Annotated in this window: 10 protein-coding genes; 7 read left to right on the top strand and 3 right to left on the bottom strand. The window is 44.9% G+C overall.

The features are described from left to right. Window positions 1–4 precede the first annotated feature (4 nt). Entirely contained in the window at window positions 5–583 is a 579-nt protein-coding gene (locus BMW86_RS30095; protein ID WP_089787309.1) for a Crp/Fnr family transcriptional regulator, read from the bottom strand. Window positions 584–757: 174 nt separating this feature from the next. Beyond that, on the bottom strand, window positions 758–3,859 hold the full coding sequence (locus tag BMW86_RS30090) for a PQQ-dependent sugar dehydrogenase (RefSeq protein WP_089787307.1): 3,102 nt from the start codon (window positions 3,857–3,859) through the stop codon (window positions 758–760). 402 nt (window positions 3,860–4,261) lie between these two features. Here BMW86_RS30090 and BMW86_RS30085 point away from each other — a divergent pair, with 402 nt between their 5' ends. The 4 genes from BMW86_RS30085 (at window position 4,262) to BMW86_RS30070 (ending at window position 12,787) form a co-directional block, all read left to right on the top strand. Continuing rightward, window positions 4,262–6,064: a DUF4082 domain-containing protein gene (locus tag BMW86_RS30085; protein WP_089787305.1), complete on the top strand. Its 1,803-nt coding sequence runs from the start codon at window positions 4,262–4,264 to the stop codon at window positions 6,062–6,064. A gap of 381 nt (window positions 6,065–6,445) precedes the next feature. Then, window positions 6,446–9,304, top strand: a complete 2,859-nt coding sequence (locus tag BMW86_RS30080; protein ID WP_143056735.1) for an N-acetylmuramoyl-L-alanine amidase — start codon at window positions 6,446–6,448, stop codon at window positions 9,302–9,304. 127 nt (window positions 9,305–9,431) lie between these two features. Next, window positions 9,432–11,636, top strand: a complete 2,205-nt coding sequence (locus tag BMW86_RS30075) for a glycoside hydrolase family 31 protein (protein WP_089787300.1) — start codon at window positions 9,432–9,434, stop codon at window positions 11,634–11,636. Continuing rightward, window positions 11,606–12,787 carry an alginate lyase family protein gene (locus BMW86_RS30070; RefSeq protein ID WP_089787298.1) on the top strand — a complete coding sequence of 394 codons (1,182 nt, stop codon included), beginning with the start codon at window positions 11,606–11,608 and terminating at the stop codon, window positions 12,785–12,787. The genes BMW86_RS30075 and BMW86_RS30070 overlap by 31 nt, the downstream gene beginning before the upstream one ends. 55 nt (window positions 12,788–12,842) lie before the next feature. Here the strand turns inward: BMW86_RS30070 and BMW86_RS30065 are convergent, their stop codons facing one another. Continuing rightward, window positions 12,843–14,111: an epoxide hydrolase family protein gene (locus BMW86_RS30065; RefSeq protein WP_089787295.1), complete on the bottom strand. Its 1,269-nt coding sequence runs from the start codon at window positions 14,109–14,111 to the stop codon at window positions 12,843–12,845. Window positions 14,112–14,757: 646 nt separating this feature from the next. On the opposite strand from BMW86_RS30065, the gene BMW86_RS30060 reads away from it, so the two are divergent. The 3 genes from BMW86_RS30060 to BMW86_RS30050 all read left to right on the top strand — a co-directional run bounded on the left by BMW86_RS30060 (window position 14,758) and on the right by BMW86_RS30050 (window position 21,686). After that, window positions 14,758–17,883 carry a SusC/RagA family TonB-linked outer membrane protein gene (locus BMW86_RS30060; RefSeq protein WP_177189440.1) on the top strand — a complete coding sequence of 1,042 codons (3,126 nt, stop codon included), beginning with the start codon at window positions 14,758–14,760 and terminating at the stop codon, window positions 17,881–17,883. A gap of 18 nt (window positions 17,884–17,901) precedes the next feature. Beyond that, the gene (locus BMW86_RS30055) at window positions 17,902–19,455 is read left to right on the top strand and encodes a RagB/SusD family nutrient uptake outer membrane protein (RefSeq protein WP_089787293.1); all 1,554 of its coding nucleotides are present in this window, start codon (window positions 17,902–17,904) and stop codon (window positions 19,453–19,455) included. 65 nt (window positions 19,456–19,520) lie between these two features. After that, a complete protein-coding gene (locus tag BMW86_RS30050) occupies window positions 19,521–21,686 on the top strand; it encodes an alpha-galactosidase (RefSeq protein ID WP_089787290.1) in 2,166 nt (721 codons plus the stop codon). Window positions 21,687–21,691 lie beyond the last annotated feature (5 nt).

Below are 21,691 nucleotides of genomic sequence, written 5' to 3'. Positions count from 1 at the left end.
CTACTTAACGATGTAACTGTGCATGGCGGATACGGGTCAACGTCTTCAGCGAAATGCCAAGATAAGCCGCAATCAGGTGTAGGGGTAACCTGGCCAGTAAGTGAGGAAAAGTCCGGGTAAAATCTTCATATTTTTCTTCCGACGTTGCACTTAACGCAGTAAACAGTCGCTGCCGGCTGCTGTAATTACTGCGCGAGATCAATTGCCGGGAAAGAGCTTGCAGTTCGGGTATGTCTGTTAACAAGCGATCAAAATCAGCTTTGTTCCAGAGCAGTAGCTCACTTTGTTCTACAGCAGCGATATTAAATACCGAAGGTGTCTCACGGTCATAACTTTCTGCATCTAATGCCCAGCTATTCTCCGGAGAGAATTGCAAAATATATTCGCTTCCATCTGCAACTCTACCAAAAGTACGCAACAAACCGTTTATAATAAACGTTTTATACCGGCATACCTGGTCCTGCTGCAATAGCAATTCATTGCGGCGAAGGGATCTGGGCATTGCTGCTGAAGCAATCCGTTCAATATCTTCATCGCTCAGACTGGTATGTGTGCGAAGATATGTTTCAAATCTGGTGATCATATGCTAGTCAAAATTAAGCGATCTAAGCTTATTGACAACGGGGAAATAATAAATTTTCATCTCCTGATTTGATGTAATAAGAGCAAAACCCGCTACTGGAAGCGGGTTTTGCTCTTATTCTATAACTATCTCCTATTCAAACCAAAGAAAGTTCCAGTCTCTGTACTTAGTTATTTACTCCTTGATAATTTTCAGACTATTCACTTTACCATTATGAACCAGTTTTATCAGGTAGATACCTGCGGGTAGTGAAGCCGTAGATACTGTTTTCGTATATGCTCCGGATGTAAGCTGTCCGTTTACAGGTACCAACAGTTGTTTGCCTGTCATATCATATACAGCCAATGTAGTATACCCATTTGATGGCAGGCTGAATTTCACCGTAAAGAATGCTCCAGCAGGATTAGGATACACCGTGAATGCAGCTATTTTTAACGCCTTACCTGTAGTAGTCGTTTTAATCTTCACTTCAGCATAGCTGTTCCACTCATTTAAGTTGTTACCATGTCCGAGAATACGTACATACTTCGCCGTTCTACCGGTAAAAGTGAAGCTCTCAAAATTGAGAGATGTACCACTGCTCTGCAGACCAGTAGCTGCATTCGTCCAGCTGATACCATCTGCACTCACCAGCACATCAAATATTGCACGGCGGGTATCCCCTTTATAAAATGCGATATCCACACCTGTAACAGTAGCAGAGCTCCCCAAACAGAATTGAATCCACTGTCCGTTTCCGGTTGCTGACCAACGGGTATTCAAATCATTATCAACTGCATTCGCCGCTACATTGCCATCATCGCCGCTCGCATTAACCGGAGTACAACCCGCAGAATCTACAATCACAGCAAGTTGCGGAGTATTAGCCCCTGCCTCTTTTGCATTCAGGAAGATACGTGGATCATGTGCCTGCTGACTTTTCAGCGCCAGTGTAATTTTCTTTCGTCCTGCCGCGAGTTCACGCTGTACATAGCCGGTCACATCCCATGTATAATATCTCGCAGCATCATTGGTAAGTACAGCAGACGATAAAAGAGTACTGTCAGATGCAGGTTTATTATTCCATGTAATCGTTTTTTCAGACCAGGTAGAACTACTTACCGGATATACCCCAACCGGTACACTGATAGCAGTAGTCCCCTCTATATAACCAAATACCTTCAGCACCACAGAGGATACGGTATTCGCAGTATTGGTCAGATCAAAGGTAAGATAGGTTTCACGCGCATTATTCAATTGTCCGGCCGGTGATACTTTAGTAAGCAGGAATGTAGAATCTGTGGTACCAAATGTGATAGCTGCATTTGTTCCATCCCTTACATATGCATCCTGTACCGGTGCCAGTATGATTGCAGCAGGTGCTGCTTTAAATATCGCAGTAAAGGCAGTATCATTATCAGTAATCCTGATATTCTGCACCCTTGCGCCTCCATGTGCCCAATGATCAAAAATATAAGTAACCCCGTTAAGTGTTTGCGGAGAAGGAGCATCCATTGGCCTTACCATACCGGATAAAGTAGCTGAAGAATACGGTGTGGTAAAAGGAATATCATTGAGGCGCACCTGCAGACCAGCAGGCTGTGTATTCAGTGTTATATTTGACGTAACAGGGAACATTTCCACATAACTTGTATCCAGCTCTCCCCTGCTATCCTTTACAGAAAGAAGAATACGATACCAGATATCTGTTTCCGTATGTCCTTCAGCTGAAATAACAAAAGAACCGCTTTTAACGCTGTCCCGTAATTGCGGACCAGGATGGATATGATTGGCATGATGAAAATCGATCCACCAATGAAAAACATTGGCAGACAAAGTACCATCTTCTGCATCAGTACCGGTACCTGCAAATAAAACGGTATCACCCGCCCGGAATCTGGCATTATTTACAGGTGCTGTAATAGTAGCAACCGGTAATGTATTGGGTTTAGCGACAGTGAGTTTTGCATTACTGCTGGTAGCACTGCCCGCAGTATTGGTTACCACTACACTATAAAGACCAGAATCTGCCGGTTGCACATTAGCGATGGAATAACTGGCAGCCGTTGCACCGGTGATATTAACCGCATTCTTTCGCCACTGATAAGTGGGAGCAGGATTGGCAGTTGCTACTACACTAAAAGTGGCAGTTTGCCCCTGTGGTACACTCAAAGATTGTGGCTGTGTGGTGATCGCAGGTGCCTGTGTACCCGTATAAATAAGTTTGTAAAGCGCACTGTTATCCCGGCTGAGGAAATAAAGATTTCCATCATTGCCCTGTTTGAGATAAACAAGCCCACCACCTAAACTGGTAGCAAAGGCTGTCCGTGATGGAGATGCAGGATTTAAGTAATTGATCCATCCCCCACAATAGTCCAGGAAAAAATATTTGCCATTATAGGTAGCCGGATAATTACTGATCGCACCATTGAAAAAAGTACCACCATTGATGGCACAACCTTGTCCGTCAGGAGGAGAAGCATTCCTGTTGGTACTATACTTATAAATAGGATTCGTTAAACCGGTACAACCGGAAGAACAGGTGCCTTCCTGATCGGGCCATCCAAAGTTCCGGCCACTAACAGAAGCATCATTGATTTCTTCCCAGGTAGATTCACCAACATCATCGATAAAGATCTTTCCGCTTACAGGATCAATGGAATTCGTAAACGGATTTCGTAAACCATATGCCCAGATACGGCTACGGGCAGCTCCGCCGCTAAAGGGGTTTCCGGAAGGAACGGAACCATCTGTATTAATGCGTAACAGCTTCCCCATATAACTATCGAGGTTCTTCGCATTGTCGCCTACTTTATTATCTCCTACGGAAACATACAATTTACCATCATTACCAAAAGATAATCCGCCTCCATTATGATAGATAGCATCTAATGTTGGCAGGTCCAGCAATGCTGTTTCAGCAGCAGCAATGTCTCCGGTCATAGTAAAGCGGCTCACACGGTTATGCGGTCCGGAAGTATTGGTATAATACAGATAAATATAGTGATTGGTAGTGAAGCCAGGATCAACTGCAATACCTATCAGGCCCCGTTCTCCACTGCTATTGACGGAAAGAGTAATAGCAGGTGCAGATAACAGACTGCCGTTTTTAATAACGCGTAACTGGCCGGTTTCCTGGCATACAAGAATTCTTCCGTCAGGCAGGAAGGCCATAGAGGTTGGACTGCTGATACCAGTAACAACCTGCACCCGTTGAAAGTTAGCGGGTAGTGATTGCGCGCTGGCGGACAGCGATAAAAACAACAGGAATAAGGGCAGTAATAACTTATTTTTCATAATAGGGTTCTTTAACGAGGAATTCTGAGGGTTTAAATATTAGGGGATCAGACATACTTCTCCTGTTTACGTATAATCTTTTAAGTTATACACAGTAGTATTGTCACATGCAGGTACGGACAACCTGTTAACGGATGTAATTAACTATTAGGTTTTCATAAAGTTGTTTTTAAGGATGAATGATTGGGTTATGTACAAAATACAGGGTTAAAACACACTGCTACATGGTGTTTCAGAATATAGGTCACAATTATTTCAGCTACGCTTCCGAAGTTATGCAATCGTTTGCAATAAAAAGAATACTATTTTCACATTTTCCGATAGTAATTAAATTTTCACCGCCGCCACTGAAAAATAAATATCTGAGAAATACGTTTTACTAATTTATAATAAAACCTATCTATGAGAAAAACCTATCGTCTTTGCAGTAACACTGCTATTATTAGCATATTCATCGGATCCTCACTGATTTCCTGTAAAAGAGATCTCGCTGTAGAAGGAAAAGTAAAAGCCTATACGCTTAGTACCGGAGCTTATACTGTATTGACCACAGAGAGACCATTAAGTTCGATATCAGATAACCCGGTTGAATTAGGTATGAGATTCAAGTCCGCCGTACCCGGGACCATCACAAAATTCCTATACTATAAAGTGGCCGGAGAAACAGGCACTCATACCGGACACTTATGGTCAGCAAAAGGCAGCATGCTGAAAACAGTCGTTTTTAGCGCTGAAACGGACACAGGATGGCAGACTGCTACGCTGGATACTCCTTATCACATTAGCGCCAATACGACCTATATTATTTCCGTTAATGCGGTCAGCAAATATGCAGCTACTTCTTATGGACTGGCTTCTGTTATCAATAATGGTCCTTTGAGCAGCCTTGCAGACACCAACGGCGTATATATTTATACACCAGGAAGGTTCCCGGTTAGTTCCTATCAAAGCAGTAATTATTTCAGGGATATTGAGTTTGTGCCAGACCAGAATGACCAATCTCCTCCTTCTGCTCCCGGCAACCTGACAGCCTCCAATATTACCAGTAACAGTGCAACCTTGAGTTGGTCGGCTTCTACAGACAACATAGGCGTTACGGGTTATGAAGTATACCGCAATGGCATATTGATTGATACGTTGCCTGCCACCTCTTTGTCGCTTACCAGTTTACATTTAAATGCTGCCGCATCCTATAGCTTTTATGTAAAAGCAAAAGATGCATTTGGCAATCGGTCAGCGGCAAGTAATCTGGCTGATTTTATCACCATTAATCCGGGAAATATCACGCATGGCACCCAACTGACCACTTCGATAGTTGGTCCCGCAGGTATTTCAATCAGTTCACTCACTACAGTACCTGGTGGTACTTTCACCGGTGCTCCGCTTAGCGGTTGGGGTAGCCTGGCACGCACAGTAGCAACAGGAGGAGAAACAATCGATGGTTTCTGGTTCCCTGCAGGCACCGTAGTACTACAGGGAGCGAACATCAGTTCTCTGATCACTGTTTCCTCCGGCTGGCTGGTAATACGGGGATGCAAAGGTGGGATATTAGCCAACCACCCAAGTGGAAACGGTGGAGGTGCCGCAGCTCTTTATTGTGAAATAACAGCCTTCAGTACCGGCGGCTTTAAAGACAGTCAGCAACCCGCTGCTTCTATCGTTCACCGTTGCTATTTACCACACAACGGACTGGAGAATGTTTACGCAAACAATATCACAGTTACTGAATCGTGGATAACACCAGACCCTGATACAACCGGATCTGATCATATAGATGGTATACAGACCTGGGGTGGTCAGTATTATCTGAATTTCTCCCGCAATCATCTGGAATTTAATGCACCCTACAATTCCAGCCTTTCCGGATTGCTCGCCATGTACTCGGATGGAGATCAAAATGGTTTCTCCGGTTATGATCATGTGATGGTAAATGATAACTATTTTATTATTAACAGTACCGGCATTGCTCTGCATGCACCTCTGGGTGTACCTGTATCTAACATGGTTGTTACCGGTAATCGCTGGAAAGGGGCTGCAAATGCTACAGACCTGAATTATACGAATGCTGTTTATCGTAATCCGGGACAGACTATGCCGAACTATAAAACAGGAGGTAACAGATGGTCAGATAATCATTGGACAGACAGCTCCTATTCAAATCTTTTTATCTTACCGGATAACACAACTTCATCATCAGATTACTAATATTAAAAAGAGAAGCCGTCTTAATGGACGGCTTCTCTTTTTATATAAGACACAATTGTTGTTCTCACAATCTTCCATATTAATTAATTTTTATATTTCGAATATGTTTCATTAGTTTTGAAAAACGAAAGACCCGAACTATATTCTGTACAGTAGAAAGACCGATAGACTGATACTTATCTTGTAGAATTTTATTAGCTGCTTTTATTACTATGTGATTGATTCAACCCGATCATTTATGCATTAACCTATTTATTGAACCCGTAATTCAAAACATTTAAAACCAGGATCCCTCAAATATGAAGATGTAGCAATTATGCACTGATAAAGTGGCATAATCCGGCATCATTTAGCCCAAAGAATAACCATAAACAAAAACCTATGAATCGCGTTTATTTGCTGCTTAAAATGGCTGTATTACTCCTATTGCCTTATACGCAACTGGTAGCCCAACAACAGACGGATAATTCCCGTCTGGACAATTATTTCAATGAAGCTTATCGCCAGTATCCCGGCCTCCCCAAAGGGATACTTGAAGCGATGGCTTATTCCGCCACACATATGACTAACCTGCAACCACATGAAGATAATTGCATGGGTATGCCTGAACGGTTTGGTATTTTTGGTTTAGTGGAAAACGGGAAAGGTTACTTTAAAAATAACCTGGTGGAAGTGAGTAAACTGAGTAACATCAGCACTGCACAATTTAAAAACGATGTACGCCTTCAGATTCTGGCCACTGCAAAGTTTTTAAGTCGCGAAGCAGGTAGCCGGAAAGTGGCTGCAGGTGTTGAAAGTTTTGCTACCGTACTGGAAAGTATTTCTGAAATTCCTGATGATGGCAGTGCAGTGAATGCATATGCCCGCTCATTATACACATATGATGTGTATGATAATTTACAGAAAGGTTTTACTGCTGCAACGCTTACAAGAGCGCCCGCAAATGTACAGCTGGAAAAAATCTATCCTGCAAAAACACTGCGTGCATTAAAAGCCACCGGTGTACAGATAGATTATGCCAGGGATAAAGTAATATCACCTGATAACGTACTGGACCAGAGCGCTGCAATTGATGGTGTTTCTGTATTAAGTACAGATTATGGCCCGGCAATTTTCAGCGCAGCACATGCTAATAATTATACTGTAGGTCGTGGTGGCGTAGCCGTTACCAATGTTACTATACATACTGCTCAGGGCAGTTATGCAGGTACTATCTCCTGGTTTAAGAACAGCACGGCTATTGTATCATCGCATTATGTGATCCGTTCTTCTGACGGACAGGTAACACAGATGGTGCGGGAAAAAGATAAAGCCTATCATGTGTTGAATCACAACAGCTATACCATTGGCATTGAGCATGAAGGTTATATTGCTGATGCCAAATGGTATACCACCAGTATGTATTCGTCTTCTGCTGCACTGGTACGTAATATCTGTACCAAGTACGGAATCAGTAAAGCTGCCTGCTTTAAAGGAGCTGCTACTTCCGGTACAAATTATCAGCCTAAGACAGTACGTATTAAAGGACATCAGCACTATGATGGCAATACACATACCGATCCGGGGATTAACTGGAACTGGAAAAAATATGCCGCTTTAATCAATCCTGCTACAGTTGCAGCTACCAAAATGGCTATTACGGTAAGGGATCAGGAAACAGGTTTTGCTGTTGCCAATACTGCTGTTACAGTAACAGGACCAGACGGTACTACTACCCGCATACAAACAGATGAAAACGGTCAAACATCATTTGATGCCGACAAGGGAAAATATACCTTCTCTTTTAGCGCCAACGGATATGATCAGATAGAAACATCTTTTGAAGGTGGTGATGAAACAAACATTGCTGCAGACATTAGCATGGACCGTATCAGTTCTTCTATGCGTATCGCATCAGATGATGAAGCAATCCGTCAGGTAGTGGCTGCCAATAACATGATCCTTTCAGGTTATGTCAGGAGTGCCGTGACCAATGCTCCGATTGCAGGTGCAACAGTAACCGCTGGTGGTCGTGCTACGATCTTTGATAGAAATGGTTTTTTTACATTAACTATTCCGGTCCCTGTTACGGCTGTTACAGAAACTGTTGCTCCGGGTGTAACTACACTACGGATTACCAGGACAGGTTTCAAACCGTATGTACTGAACAATATCCGTTTAATAGCAGATAAAATCACTGTAAAAGTTGGACTTACACCTCTGACATCGGCCAGCGATGACCAGAGAGTTGCTACTACTGAAGAAGTGGAAACTTACACACATGGTATGTTTGACAGAACAGCAGCTGATGAAGCTCAACGTACAAGCGAATACCTGCGTATAGCCGACAAGGATGCAGAATCGGCTGTTACTGCTGCTGCGATCGCCGTACCTACGAGTATCCGTGTAGGTACCAGTTGTTCCTGCACAACCTGTTCTGCCGTAAAGGTAATGAGCCTTGAAGCTTATGTACAGTCCGGGCTGGATAACGAATGGATCTCCAGCTGGAAAGCAGCTTCTCTGCAAGCTGGTGCAGTTGCTTACCGTTCTTATGGTGCTTACTACGTAAAACATCCTGTAAAATCGAACTTCGACATTGCATCTACTACCTGTAACCAGGCATGGGGCAGCGAAACCGCTACATCTACCATTAATGCAGCGAAAGCTACTGCTGGTGTTGTATTAATCAAGAGTGGTGCTATTTTCAGGTCAGAATATTCTGCAGAGAATAACAATGCAGGTTGTGGTAATGGTTACAGTGGTACAGGTTCTGCATGGCCTTGTATCTCCGATGCACGTTGTGCAGGAAGAACTACAAACGGTCATGGCAGAGGTATGTGCCAATGGGGTTCCAGCTTCTGGGCAAGTGATAAAACTTATACCTGGATCCTGAATCACTATTATAACCCGGGTGGTGTAACCGTACAGGCTGCAGCAACTGTTGCCGCTACTTTGGCTAAAACAGAGGCTCCGAAGGAAACTGCAATAGTTCCAACCGGTAAGCTTACTTTATTCCCTAACCCGGTATCTGGTGATGTGGTAAAAGTAGGTTATACCTTATCTGCAAGTGCACGGTCTGCGATTGTCCTTTTATCTGATAATACTGGTAAGGTGCTTCAGCGCAAACCTGTTCAGCTGATACATGGGTACAACCAGTTTACCCTGGACATCAGTGCTTTAAAGAATGGTATCTATATCGTCACCATCAAGCCTGACCTGTCTGTTATTTCAGAAAGTAAAAAGCTGGTAGTGGCTAAATAAAATAAGCCCTTGCTACATATCATTGAGGATCCTGAGGAGAGCTGCCCATTTTGGGCAGCTCTTTTAAGTATACGTTTGGAGTAGCCCCCTGAATTTATTATCTTGTTTTATATTCCAACGATTAGTTATGAAAAAATTGTTTTCCCATGTAGTCCTTAACTGCATAAACCCTGTCAGTTCAGGATCTAAAACTGGTTTATTAGCATTAAGCTGTTTAATATTCCCCTTAGCGTTATCAGCACAACAGGCACCATGGAAAGAGGTGGCTCCGGGTGTATGGAAAACCGTTGTCGGTAGTCCCGAAGCCTACGATCTCCTGAAAGCATCAGGTGCTGTTCCTGATACCGCAGCCTTAGGCAGAATGCAACATGTTGCTTTTCCTTTATCTCAAAATGAGATCAGTGCAACAACGGCAAATAATAAAACATCTCTGCGCTTTCCACTTACACCCGAAGAGCAGTTGTTTGGATTCGGCCTTAATTTCCAGACTATCTACCAGCGTGGAAAGATCCTTCAGTTACATGTAGATCACTATGGCGGCAGAGATAACGGGCGCACACATGCACCAGTCCCATTTTATGTTTCATCCAAAGGTTATGGTGTATTTATAAACTCCGCGCGTTATCTGACCGTATATGCCGGTTCAGCAGTGCGGAAAGACAGTAAGACCCCACCCCCAGAAAAGGACAGGAACAAAGACAAAAGCTGGAGTTCCAGACCCTCTTCCGATGCTGTGGAAATCCTCGTACCTGCAAATGGCGTAGAAGTATATTTGTTTGCCGGACCTACCGCACTGGACGCAGTAAGACGTTATAACCTTTTTAATGGCGGCGGAACGCTGCCTCCACGCTGGGGACTGGGTTTTACTCAACGTGTGAAGACATTGTTTAACGCACAGGATGTAAAGAATGAGGCGGACAGCTTTCTTCTAAAAGGATACCCGCTTGATTACATAGGATTAGAACCCGGATGGCAAAGCAAATCTTATCCCGGTACGTTTGAATGGGATACAACACGTTATCCGCAACCTGCCAGCTTTGTAAAGGAAATGCTCGATAAAAAGATAAGACTCAACTTATGGATCAATCCATATATATCTAAGTCCGCTCCTTTTTATAAAAGCATTACTCCCTACACAGGATCTCACACAGTATGGGTAGGCGAAGTACCAGATCTCACAATGCCGGAAGCAAGAAAAATCTTCTTCGGACAATTGCAGAAAGACCAGGTTGATATTGGAGTAAGCGGTTATAAAATAGATGAAGTAGATGGATATGATTATTACCTCTGGCCGGATGTTGCCACATTTCCTTCGGGTAAAGACGGAGAACAGATGCGTCAGACCTATGGCCTGCTGGCACAGCGTTACAGCGCAGAAATGTACCACATAAAAAACCAGAGAACATATGCCCTCGTAAGGGCATCTAACGCCGGTGCTAACTCTTTTCCTTATGTGATCTATAATGACTATTACAATCATGAAGATTTCATAACGGCCTTAATCAACAGTGGATATGCAGGGGTGTTGTGGACGCCTGAAGTACGGGTTTCGAAAACCGGTGAAGAATGGCTGCGCAGGTTCCAGACAGTCATCTTTTCTCCAATGGCCATGATCAATGCATGGTCAAGCGGAACAAAGCCCTGGAGCTATCCTGAAGTAGCAGAACAGGTGAAGAAAATGGCATTGCTGCGTATGCAGATGATACCGTATTGGTATTCCGAATTTGCAAAATATCATTTCGAGGGTACACCTCCTTTCAGGGCTATGAATATGGAAGAAGGGTTTGGACAGGATCTAAAGAAAGATGCCGGCAGTAACAACCTGGAAGAAAACCCTTATGCAGAAGCCACCACTAAAGAAATAAAAGACCAGTATATGGCAGGAGAATACCTGCTGGTAGCTCCTCTTTTTACAGGACAGACAACACGGAAAGTAGTATTGCCTAAAGGTAACTGGTATGATTTCTATACAGGTGAACGGGTAGGAAACGGAGAAGTGATTACCGTAACTCCCGGACTGGATAAGATCCCTGTATATGTAAAAGATGGGGGTATTATACCGATGATGCCACCATTGCTCCATGCTCCTGCCGCAGGAGAAAAAGTGGACATCGAGATAAGGCATTTCGGTGAGAAGAACGGCTCTTATAAACTGTATGACGACGATGGCGAAAGCTATAATTATGAAAGAGGTGAATACTCCTGGCGCGAAATAAAGGTTGAAAAAGATAAAAACGGGAAATGGAAAGGAAGCATCTCCCCTGCTGTAAAAGGCAAACCAAATACTATAAACAAAGTAACATGGAAGTTTATGACAGAAGCCGGTCAATAGCACTCACAATAGTGCTATCGGTATTTTTACTGATCCCCTGTTCAGCCCAGCATATTCAAAAGGAAATCGCCACCGTTTTGCGTGAACAGGTTCTTAAAGATGCGTTATGGGCACTGGAACAGCAACCTATCACTGTTACGGCGCAATCATCCGGCAGAAGCAAAGGTGGCAGGCACGACTTCTTCTCCGAAGGTGACTACTGGTGGTCTAACCCTGTAAGTGCTGATAGCCCGTACATCCAGCGTGATGGCATGACGAACCCCGATAATTTTGTTGCTCACCGCCTGGCCATGATCAGGTTCAGCAGAATCGTGGGGGCACTTTCTTCAGCTTATAAACTGACTGGAGACAAAAAATACATGAGACATGCCATTGTGCATTGCCGTGCATGGTTTATGGATACTACTACAAGAATGAATCCTAATCTTTTATTTGCCCAGGCTATTAAAGGAAGACATACAGGAAGAGGAATAGGTATTATTGATACCATTCATTTTATGGAAGTAGTACAGGGCCTGATGGCAATGGCTGGTGTAGAATTATACGATAAAGAAGCGATAGCCGGCATTAAAAGCTGGTTCGAACAATACCTGCAATGGCTGACCACGCACCAGTATGGCAAAGATGAAATGAATGCTGTCAACAATCATGGTACATGCTGGGTAATGCAGGTTGCCTGTTTTGCAAAGTTCACCGGTAATCAAAAGATCATGGATTTTTGCCGCGATCGTTATAAAAATGTGTTGCTTCCTAATCAGATGGCTGCTGATGGAAGCTTCCCGCAGGAACTAAGAAGGACAAAGCCTTATGGTTATTCCATTTTTAACCTGGATGCTATGGCCACTATCTGCCAGATCCTTTCAGATGATAAAGACAATCTCTGGACATATACCACTTCCGATGGCAGGTCTTTGAAGAAAGGCATAGAATACATGTATCCCTATCTTGCTGACAAAAGCAAATGGCCTTTAAAAAAAGACGTGATGTATTGGGATGAATGGCCGGTAGCTCAACCTGCTCTGGCTTTTGGTGCAATTGCTTATTCAAATAAAGACTGGTTTAATACCTGGAAGCGTTTGGAACATTCGCCAGCGATAGAAGAAGTTATCAGGAATTTACCTGTCCGTTATCCGCTTATCTGGATTCAATAAGTCTTGAAAATGGACACGACTTCGCGTCCATTTTCAAGATCTCCCTTTGCCAAAATCAGCGGAGTGACTTGAAAGCTGCGCGGATTTCTTCAGTGAAGAGTTTGGGTTGTTCCCACGCAGCAAAATGCCCGCCTTTATCGAGTTTGTTGTAATAGATCAGGTTGGGATATGCCTTCTCTGCCCAACTTCGTGGTGCCTGATAGAGCTCGTCAGGAAATGTACTCACTGCAACGGGAACTGTGACGCCTTTTGGACTGAAATATGGGAACTTATTCTCCCAATAGAGACGAGCAGAAGAAATCGCAGTGTTAGTGAACCAATAAAGCGTGATGTTGTCGAGAACATCATCTCGTGTAAGCCCTTCAGATTGTCCGTCAAACGAGCGTGAGATGAGCTCCAGACTACGCGCATCGTGGTCTAGCATAAATGTGGCAAGGCCAACAGGGGAATCCGCCAATCCGATCAACGTTTGCGGACGCGATCCCATATAAAAGCCGTAGTAAACGTGCTGATATACAAAGACCAGTTGCTCATACGCGTGTTTTTCTTCAGTTGAGAGACCTGATGGTGCCGGCTCACCGGCAACAGCCGCCTTGTCAATACCGGAAGGTACCGCGCCAGGCATATTCGTATGAATGGCAAGCAAATCATCAGGTGACTGTACAGCCATTAAATCAACGATAACCGCCCCCCAATCACCTCCCTGTGCAAGAAACTTTTTGTATCCCAGGCGTTTCATCAATGTTACAAATGCATCTGCGATACGGGTAGGTCCCCAGCCGGTTGTAGCCGGTTTCTCTGAAAACCCATAGCCCGGTATTGAAGGTATAACAACATCAAAAGCATCTTCGGGTTTTCCGCCATAGGCAGTGGGGTTAGTTAAAGGGTCTATTACCTTCATTAATTCAATGATTGAACCCGGCCAGCCATGGACTAAAATAATAGGCAGGGCATTACGCTCTTTGGAGCGAACATGAATGAAATGAATATCAAGTCCGTCAATTTTAGTAGTAAACTGGGGATAAGCATTCAGTCTTGCTTCCGCCTTACGCCAATCATGATTAGTCAACCAATAATCTGCCAGTTCATGAACTGTCTTCGACTTCACACCCTGCGAATAATCGTCTACCGTTTCTTTTTCCGTCCAGCGTGTTGCCTTGATCCGCTTTTTAAGATCAACAAGTTCTGATTCCGGAATGTGCACTTTAAACGGATGAATAGACTCATCAGTGGAAGGGGCCGTTTGTGCATTACTTAATCCACCTTGCATCAAAAGGGAGCTTACCACCATTGTACTTGCAAGGATACTTTTACTTTTTTTCATTGTTTTAATTTTAAAAAAATTAAAAATTGAAATTGTCTTGTAAAAGTATCAACTCGCATACTGTTCACCAGTGGCTATAGCATGGATAAATATGGCATTACCTTGTAACCCGGCTGGTTCAATTTATACCGGTAGCTGTAAGGTATTAACTATACCTCATTACCTACTGAGATGTAGTTAAAAAAACTAATTACAACGGATATAAGCCCTATATAAGCCCACCCTAAATAAGGTGGGCTTGTATACAAGTTGTAGTGGACTTATAGTGGGCTTATATAGGGCTTATACCACTGGGAGCATTGAAATCTCAGCACCTTATAAGCACCTATAATAATGACGCTATATAGACGCCTGTTTACCAGGAAATTATATAGAATATCTCCCCTTCTTTCTCCGCCTTTTTATCAAGTCCCAAAAAATAAAGTTTTGTAATTCGAAACTAACCCTATATTTGTTGAGTAGACCAGAATAGAACAAACCAATCAAAAATCTACAGGATAAGATTGAAAATCAGCGATTTAATTTTTAACAAGATCGCTATAGGGGGAGATTAAGGAGTTCGAATGTTCAATGCCACGTTTATTTGAGATTGTCAAGTCGCTATTATACCTATCATTTATTTACAAAACACGTTATGCTTCACGTTATGCATGTAAGAATTGCTTTTAAAAGGCTATGGTCGCTCCTGACTATTATAGCTATGCTAACGGGCGTCGGACCCGTTTTTGCCCAAAGCGGCAGGATTTCCGGTAATGTTACTGATATGAAAGGCGAGCCACTTCCAGGTGTGTCAGTAAAGCTGACCGGCACCAAAACCGGCACTGTTACAGACAAACACGGCGCTTTTGCTCTAACCGCTGAAAGCGGGAAAGGCACACTGGAATTCAGCTTTTTAGGCTTTGAAACGCAGATGCAGACCTTCGCCGGCTTTGCTCCCCTGAACATCAGGATGCAACAAGCCACCGCCAATGTGGATGAAGTGGTGGTCGTAGGCGCCAGTATGAAAAAGTCGGACCTTACCGGGGCTACCGCCACGGTAGACTCCAAAAAGCTGCTGGAACGCCCCGCCACCAACATCAACCAGGCTTTACAAGGCAATGCAGCCGGTGTTTTTGTCAGCAACGGCACCCGCCCGAGTGATGACGCTACCATCAGAATCCGCGGTATCAATACCATCAATGCAGGCTCCTCTCCCATTTATGTAGTGGACGGCGTAGTGATGGAAAACAACCAGGGCGGATTTAACTCCGTGAACGTAAACGATGTGGCTTCCGTACAGGTGCTCAAAGATGCCTCTGCAACGGCCCTTTACGGCTCCCGTGGCGCCAACGGTGTAGTGGTGATCACTACAAAGAAAGGGCAGCGCAAGGGCGGCGACGGCCTCGTTACCTATGATAGCTGGGCAGGCGTATCCGACTTCACACGGATCCCTAAAACCATGGATGCGCAACAACTGGCTGCACTGCGCATTGATGCCTATGCCAACGGCTACATGAAAGATCATCCAACCGCCGACCGGCAGGACTATATCGATAACACCCTGCTGAAAACAAACATCGCCTTCTCTAACCAGGAATTCGATACTTACAATAAGAAACAAAGCTATAACTGGCTGGACCAGGTTACCCGTACCGGCTTCCAGCAAAACCATGCGCTGGGCTTCTCCGGTGGGTCCGACCGCAGCATATTCTATCTGAGCCTTGGATATGCAGGTACCAAAGGCGTGGTGGAAAACACTAAACAGAATAAATACACCGGCCGTTTCAACGCGGAATACAACATAAAGAAATGGCTGAAAGTAGGTACCAACACCGGCTTCACCCGTACCAACGACAACATGCCTTCTGACGACGTCTATGGGAAAGCCCTGAATGCCAACCCTCTGCTGAATTATGAACCTTATCGCGATCCGGCTACCCGTTATACTTACGACTACCTTACGATTTACTATCGCTCGCACGGGGAGCAGAATAACAATGACTTCAATCCATTCAACTCATTGTTAGTTCAACGCTACCGTACGCGTAACCGCCTTACTACCGCCAACTACGTGAATATTACTCCTATAAAAGGACTGGACATCCGCTCCAGCTATTCAATGGACTATGGCGCACAGGACTGGTTCGAGTTTACACCTCATAACATTCAGGAAGCCATCCGCCAGTACAACGGCGATGCACGCGCCAAACACGAAAGATGGAGCGATACCTACTGGCAATGGGATAATACCATTACCTACAACACTACCATTGCTAATGATCATAAACTTACGGCCCTGGTAGGGACCAGCGCCAGCAAACGCCAATCCAATTATACCCTGGCACAGGGAGATCGCTTCGCTAGTGACGACCTCTCTTACAACGACCTGGGAGGCGCTGCTGCCGTGGAAAAATCCGTGCTCGGCTCTGATTTTTACGCGTACACTTTACAGTCTTTCCTTGGCCGCGTAAACTATAGTTACAAAGACAAATACCATTTCACGGCTACGGCCCGCTATGATGGCTCTTCCCGTTTTGCCGAAGGGAAACGCTGGGGGATATTCCCCTCAGTGTCCGCTGCCTGGGATGTGAAGAAAGAAGATTTCATGAAAGATGTATCACTGTTCAGCCAGTTGAAACTACGTACTGGTTACGGTGTTGTCGGGAACCAGGATATCAGCAATTATGCATATCAAACCCTTTACGGCTCAAAGATCGATAACGGCAATGCCCTGATCGTTAATGACGGCCGTCGTGGTAATCCGAACATCACCTGGGAAAAACAAAAGCAGAGCAATGTTGGTGTAGAAATGGGCTTCTTAAAATCAAGACTGACAGTTACCGCTGACTTCTTCTATATCAACAACGACAACATCCTGCTGAACCGTTCCCTGGCTGCTACCACCGGTTATAACCAGCAATGGGAAAATATCGGCCGCGTGAACAACAAGGGTATGGAACTTTCTGTAACAGGGGATATCATTCAAAAGAAAGACTTTAACTGGACAGCCTCCGGTAATATTTCCTTCGATAAGAACAAAGTAACCAGATTGTATGGTGATGCCACCGTGATATACAATACCTACGAGAATGTGATACAGCGTGAAAACAACATCTTTCTGGGACAATCCCTGCACACCATTTACACGCTCCTCTCCGGCGGTATTGCGCAGGAATCCAACCGCAGCCAATGGGAAGGACTGAACTACAATGGTAAGACTGTTAGTCCGGGAGATCTCTTTGCCAAAGACATTTCCGGTCCCGGCGGCAAGCCTGACGGTATTGTTGATCAGTACGACAAAACAGTAGTGGCTAAAACAGATCCCAAATTCTATGGTGGTTTTTCCACTAACCTCTCCTACAAGGCTTTTGGGATGAATGCTGTGTTCACCTACTCTTACGGTGCCAAAAAGATCAGCAGTTACTACGAAAGCCTGATCAACAGCAATGGTGAAAGCATGGCCTCTGTGGACCTGCTGAACCGCTGGACACCGGAACATACCAACACCAACATTCCCCGCGTAATCGCCAATACAAGCTATAACCGTTACAATCCGTCTGACCTGGATTACGCTATCCAGAACGCATCTTTCCTGCGCCTCTCTGCTCTTACACTTTCCTACACACTACCGGAAACAAAGCTGAGCGCCTGGAAACTGAATAACCTGCGCCTCTATGTGACCGGTTCTAACCTGTTCTGTATTACGCACTACAAGGGTATGGACCCGGAAACCGGCGATTATGGCTATCCTCCGGTAAAAATGTATGTATTTGGACTGAATGTAGGTTTTTAAACTTCAACTGCTAAATTTATGAAACGCACGATAATAGTAGCGGGAATTGTAATGCTCTCCGCTTCCTGTAGTAAATTCCTCGACGAACGTAGTATGACCAAACTTGACGAAAGCCAGGTATACTCCGACGTGAACCTGGTAGAGACTAGTCTTAAAGGCATTTACGCTAACTGGAAAAGCATCCGCACAGACGAACAGGGGCTCATCATGATGATGGGGACTGATGAAACCCAACAAGGCGCTTTTCAGATGAAGAGCGACCCTAACAAAGGTGGCCTGGACCGCTATGATGGCAACCTGAACTCCACGCTGAACCACATTGCCAACCAGTGGAATATCCGCTGGCCCGTTGTGAATGAAGCCGCCAAAATCGTTAAAGGCCTGGGTTCAGGCACCGTTACACCAGACTCCCGGGAAGCGAAATTACTGGGCGAAGCCTCTTTCGTACGTGGCTTCCTGGATTTTCAACTGACCATGTACTGGGGTGAAATCCCTATCCGCGATCTGAGCCGTGAAACTGAACTCGGTTTCCGCCGTCAGCCGCTGAAAGATGTGTGGGCTTTCATCATCGCAGATCTGCAACGCGCTGCTGATAATTGCCCCAAAACCAATGATCCGGGACGTGCTACTTCCGGAGCTGCATGGGCTATGCTGGGCAAGGCTTATATGTCTGCCCCTGTATCCACCGGCCTGCGTGATTTTTCCAAAGCTGCTGCCTGCTTTGAAAAGATGATGGGCGATTATTCGCTGGTGCCTTATAAAGATCTCTGGGATTATAGTAAGATCAACACTGCTGAATCTATTCTGGAATTCCAGTTCAGTCCTGCCTCTCCCAATAACAATAAACTGCAGTTCCAGATAGGCTCCCGTGCGGTACAGGCTTTCTATGGAGACGGCTGCTATTATTCCGGTTATGATAAGATCGTACCTACTCATTATGCTTACTCCGCTATAGACAGCGGCGGCATATGGGAAGCCGGAGACAAGCGCAGACAGGAAAGCATCCGCTATGATTTCACGTATTACGGTGATGTACCTACGCTGGACCCTATCAGCTGGGAAGACCTGGGCGCTGACTATGACGAGTTGTTGCCGCACGTGAAAAAGTATGAAGACTTCCGAACAGACAAACACACAGATAATAAGATCAATAACATGTGGAACTCCGGTAAGAATATACCGGTACTGCGCCTGGCCGATATTAAACTTTGCTATGCTGAATGCCTCAATGAACTGAACCGCGGCGGGGATGCTGTAAATGTGGTGAATGAAGTGCGTACACGCGCCTGGGGTGGTGTGCTGCCGGATGATAAAAAGTGGCAGGCTATGTCTCAGGATGCTTTCCGCACCGCCATCATGGATGAGCGTATGCGGGAACTTTTTGCGGAAGACTGGCGTCGTATAGACCTTATCCGTACCGGCAAGTTTGTAGAGTTCGTTAAAGCGCGTAACAAATGGACTAAACTATCCGGTTCTATACAGGATTTTAATACTGTATTCCCGATTCCGGATACAGAGATGAAACTGAATGGTGATATCAAACCATCTGATCAGAATACAGGTTACAATTAATCGTTCTTTTTAAAAAGAAGCAGGCCCGTTGCAATAAGCAGCCGGCCTGCTTTTATAATTACTATATGAAAAAGATATTATCCATTTTGTTCTTCCTGATTGTTGTAACCTATACAGCAGTTAAGTCGCAAACTATTTACATCTCCACCAATGAAACGGAACTCGTATTGCAGACCGCGCAAAATATGCGCCTCTATCAGCTTTACCTGGGCCCCCGTTTGTCTAACCAGCATGACTATACCAGCATAAAATCCCGCAGTGATGGGCAGGCCTGGGAGGCATACCCTGTATCCGGTTCGGAAACTTATTTTGAACCTGCGTTCGGCATCCGGCATAACGATGGCAACATGACCACCGTATTGCAATACGTTTCGCATAACGTGAAGCAAGTAACAGACGATGTTACGGAAACCGTGATCACGTTGAAAGATGCTTTGTACCCGGTACAGGTGAAACTATACTACCGGGCCTTTGCGAAAGAGAATATCATCCAGTCCTGGAGCGAGATCAGTCACACCGAAAAGCGGGCCGTGAATATCAGCAATTATGCATCATCCATGCTATATTGGAAACGCGCTAAATACTTCCTCACAGAGTTCAGTGGAGACTGGGCCAAAGAAGTGAATATGAGCACTGCTCCCCTGAACTTCGGCAAAAAGGTGATCGACTCCAAGCTGGGCTCCAGGGCAAACCTGCATGTATCTCCCTTCTTTACGGTTGGCCTGGACGAAGTGCCCCGTGAAAACGAAGGACAGGTGCTGATGGGCACCCTGGCCTGGACAGGCAACTTCCGCTTCACATTTGAAGTAGATAATGAAAACAACCTCCGCGTGATCTCCGGCATCAACCCTTACGCTTCCGATTATACGCTGGAACCTGGAAAAGTATTTGTTACACCTGCTTTTATCTTTACACTCAGCAATCAGGGCACAGGTAAAGGCAGCCGCGACCTGCAACGCTGGGCACGTAATTACCAGCTAAAGGATGGAAAAGGCGACCGTCTTACACTGCTGAACAACTGGGAGTCTACCGGTTTTAATTTCAATGAGTCCAAACTGGATTCCCTGATAACAGAAGCCAAATACATGGGCGTAGATATGTTCCTCCTGGATGATGGATGGTTTGGCAACAAATACCCCCGCCAGAGTGATACCCAGGGCTTGGGCGACTGGCAGCCTACCAGCAGCAAATTACCCAATGGTGTGCCTGCACTGGTAAAAACAGCTACCCATACAGGCGTTAAATTCGGTATCTGGATAGAACCTGAAATGGTGAACCCTAAAAGTGAACTCTTTGAGAAACACCCCGACTGGGTAATTATGCTCCCCAACCGTGAGCGATACTACTTCCGCAACCAATTAGTGCTGGACCTGAGTAATCCTGCTGTACAGGAGCATGTATTCAACGTAGTGGACCATCTGATGACAGAGAATCCTCAACTGGCCTATCTGAAATGGGATTGTAACAGTCCTGTTACCAATATCTACTCCCCTTATCTCAAAGAAAAACAAAATAACCTGTATGTAGATTATGTGCGTGGACTGTATAACGTACTCGACCGCATCAAGGCCAAATATCCCAACCTGCCCATGATGCTTTGCTCTGGCGGCGGCGGACGCACTGACTATGAAGGGTTACGTTACTTCACAGAGTTCTGGTGCAGCGATAACACGGACCCGGTAGAACGCCTGTTTATTCAATGGGGATATTCCCAGTTCTTTCCCTCCAAAGCCATGGCTGCTCATGTGACCAGCTGGAACCATGATGCCAGCATTAAATTCCGTGTAGATGTGGCTATGCAGTGCAAATTGGGCTTCGACATCAACGTGAAAGAGTTACGCCCGGAAGAGCAGGCTTTTTGCCTGTCGGCAATAGCTACCTATAATCGGGTAAAAAATATTAATTTCAACGGCGACCAGTACCGGCTTGTTTCCCCGTATGATGGTAATCATACTGCGGTAATGTATGTGAGTGAGTCTAAAGAGAAGGCACTTTTGTACGCGTATGATATTTACCCCCGTTTTGCGGAGAACCTTATGCCGGTGCAGTGCCAGGGTCTGAACCCAAACAGGAAGTACAGTGTTAAGGAAATTAATCTCATGCCGGGCGTAAAGGACGAAACTTTCAACGGCAAGGTCTATTCCGGGGATTACCTGATGAAAGTAGGACTGGATGTGTTCACTACTAACAAAATGTTTAGTCGTATACTGGAACTGGAAGCTGTAGAATAAATTAA

The organism is Chitinophaga sp. YR573 (assembly GCF_900110995.1).
In the GTDB taxonomy this organism is placed as follows: Bacteria; Bacteroidota; Bacteroidia; order Chitinophagales; family Chitinophagaceae; genus Chitinophaga.
This window is presented reverse-complemented; position numbering and strand designations above follow the sequence as displayed.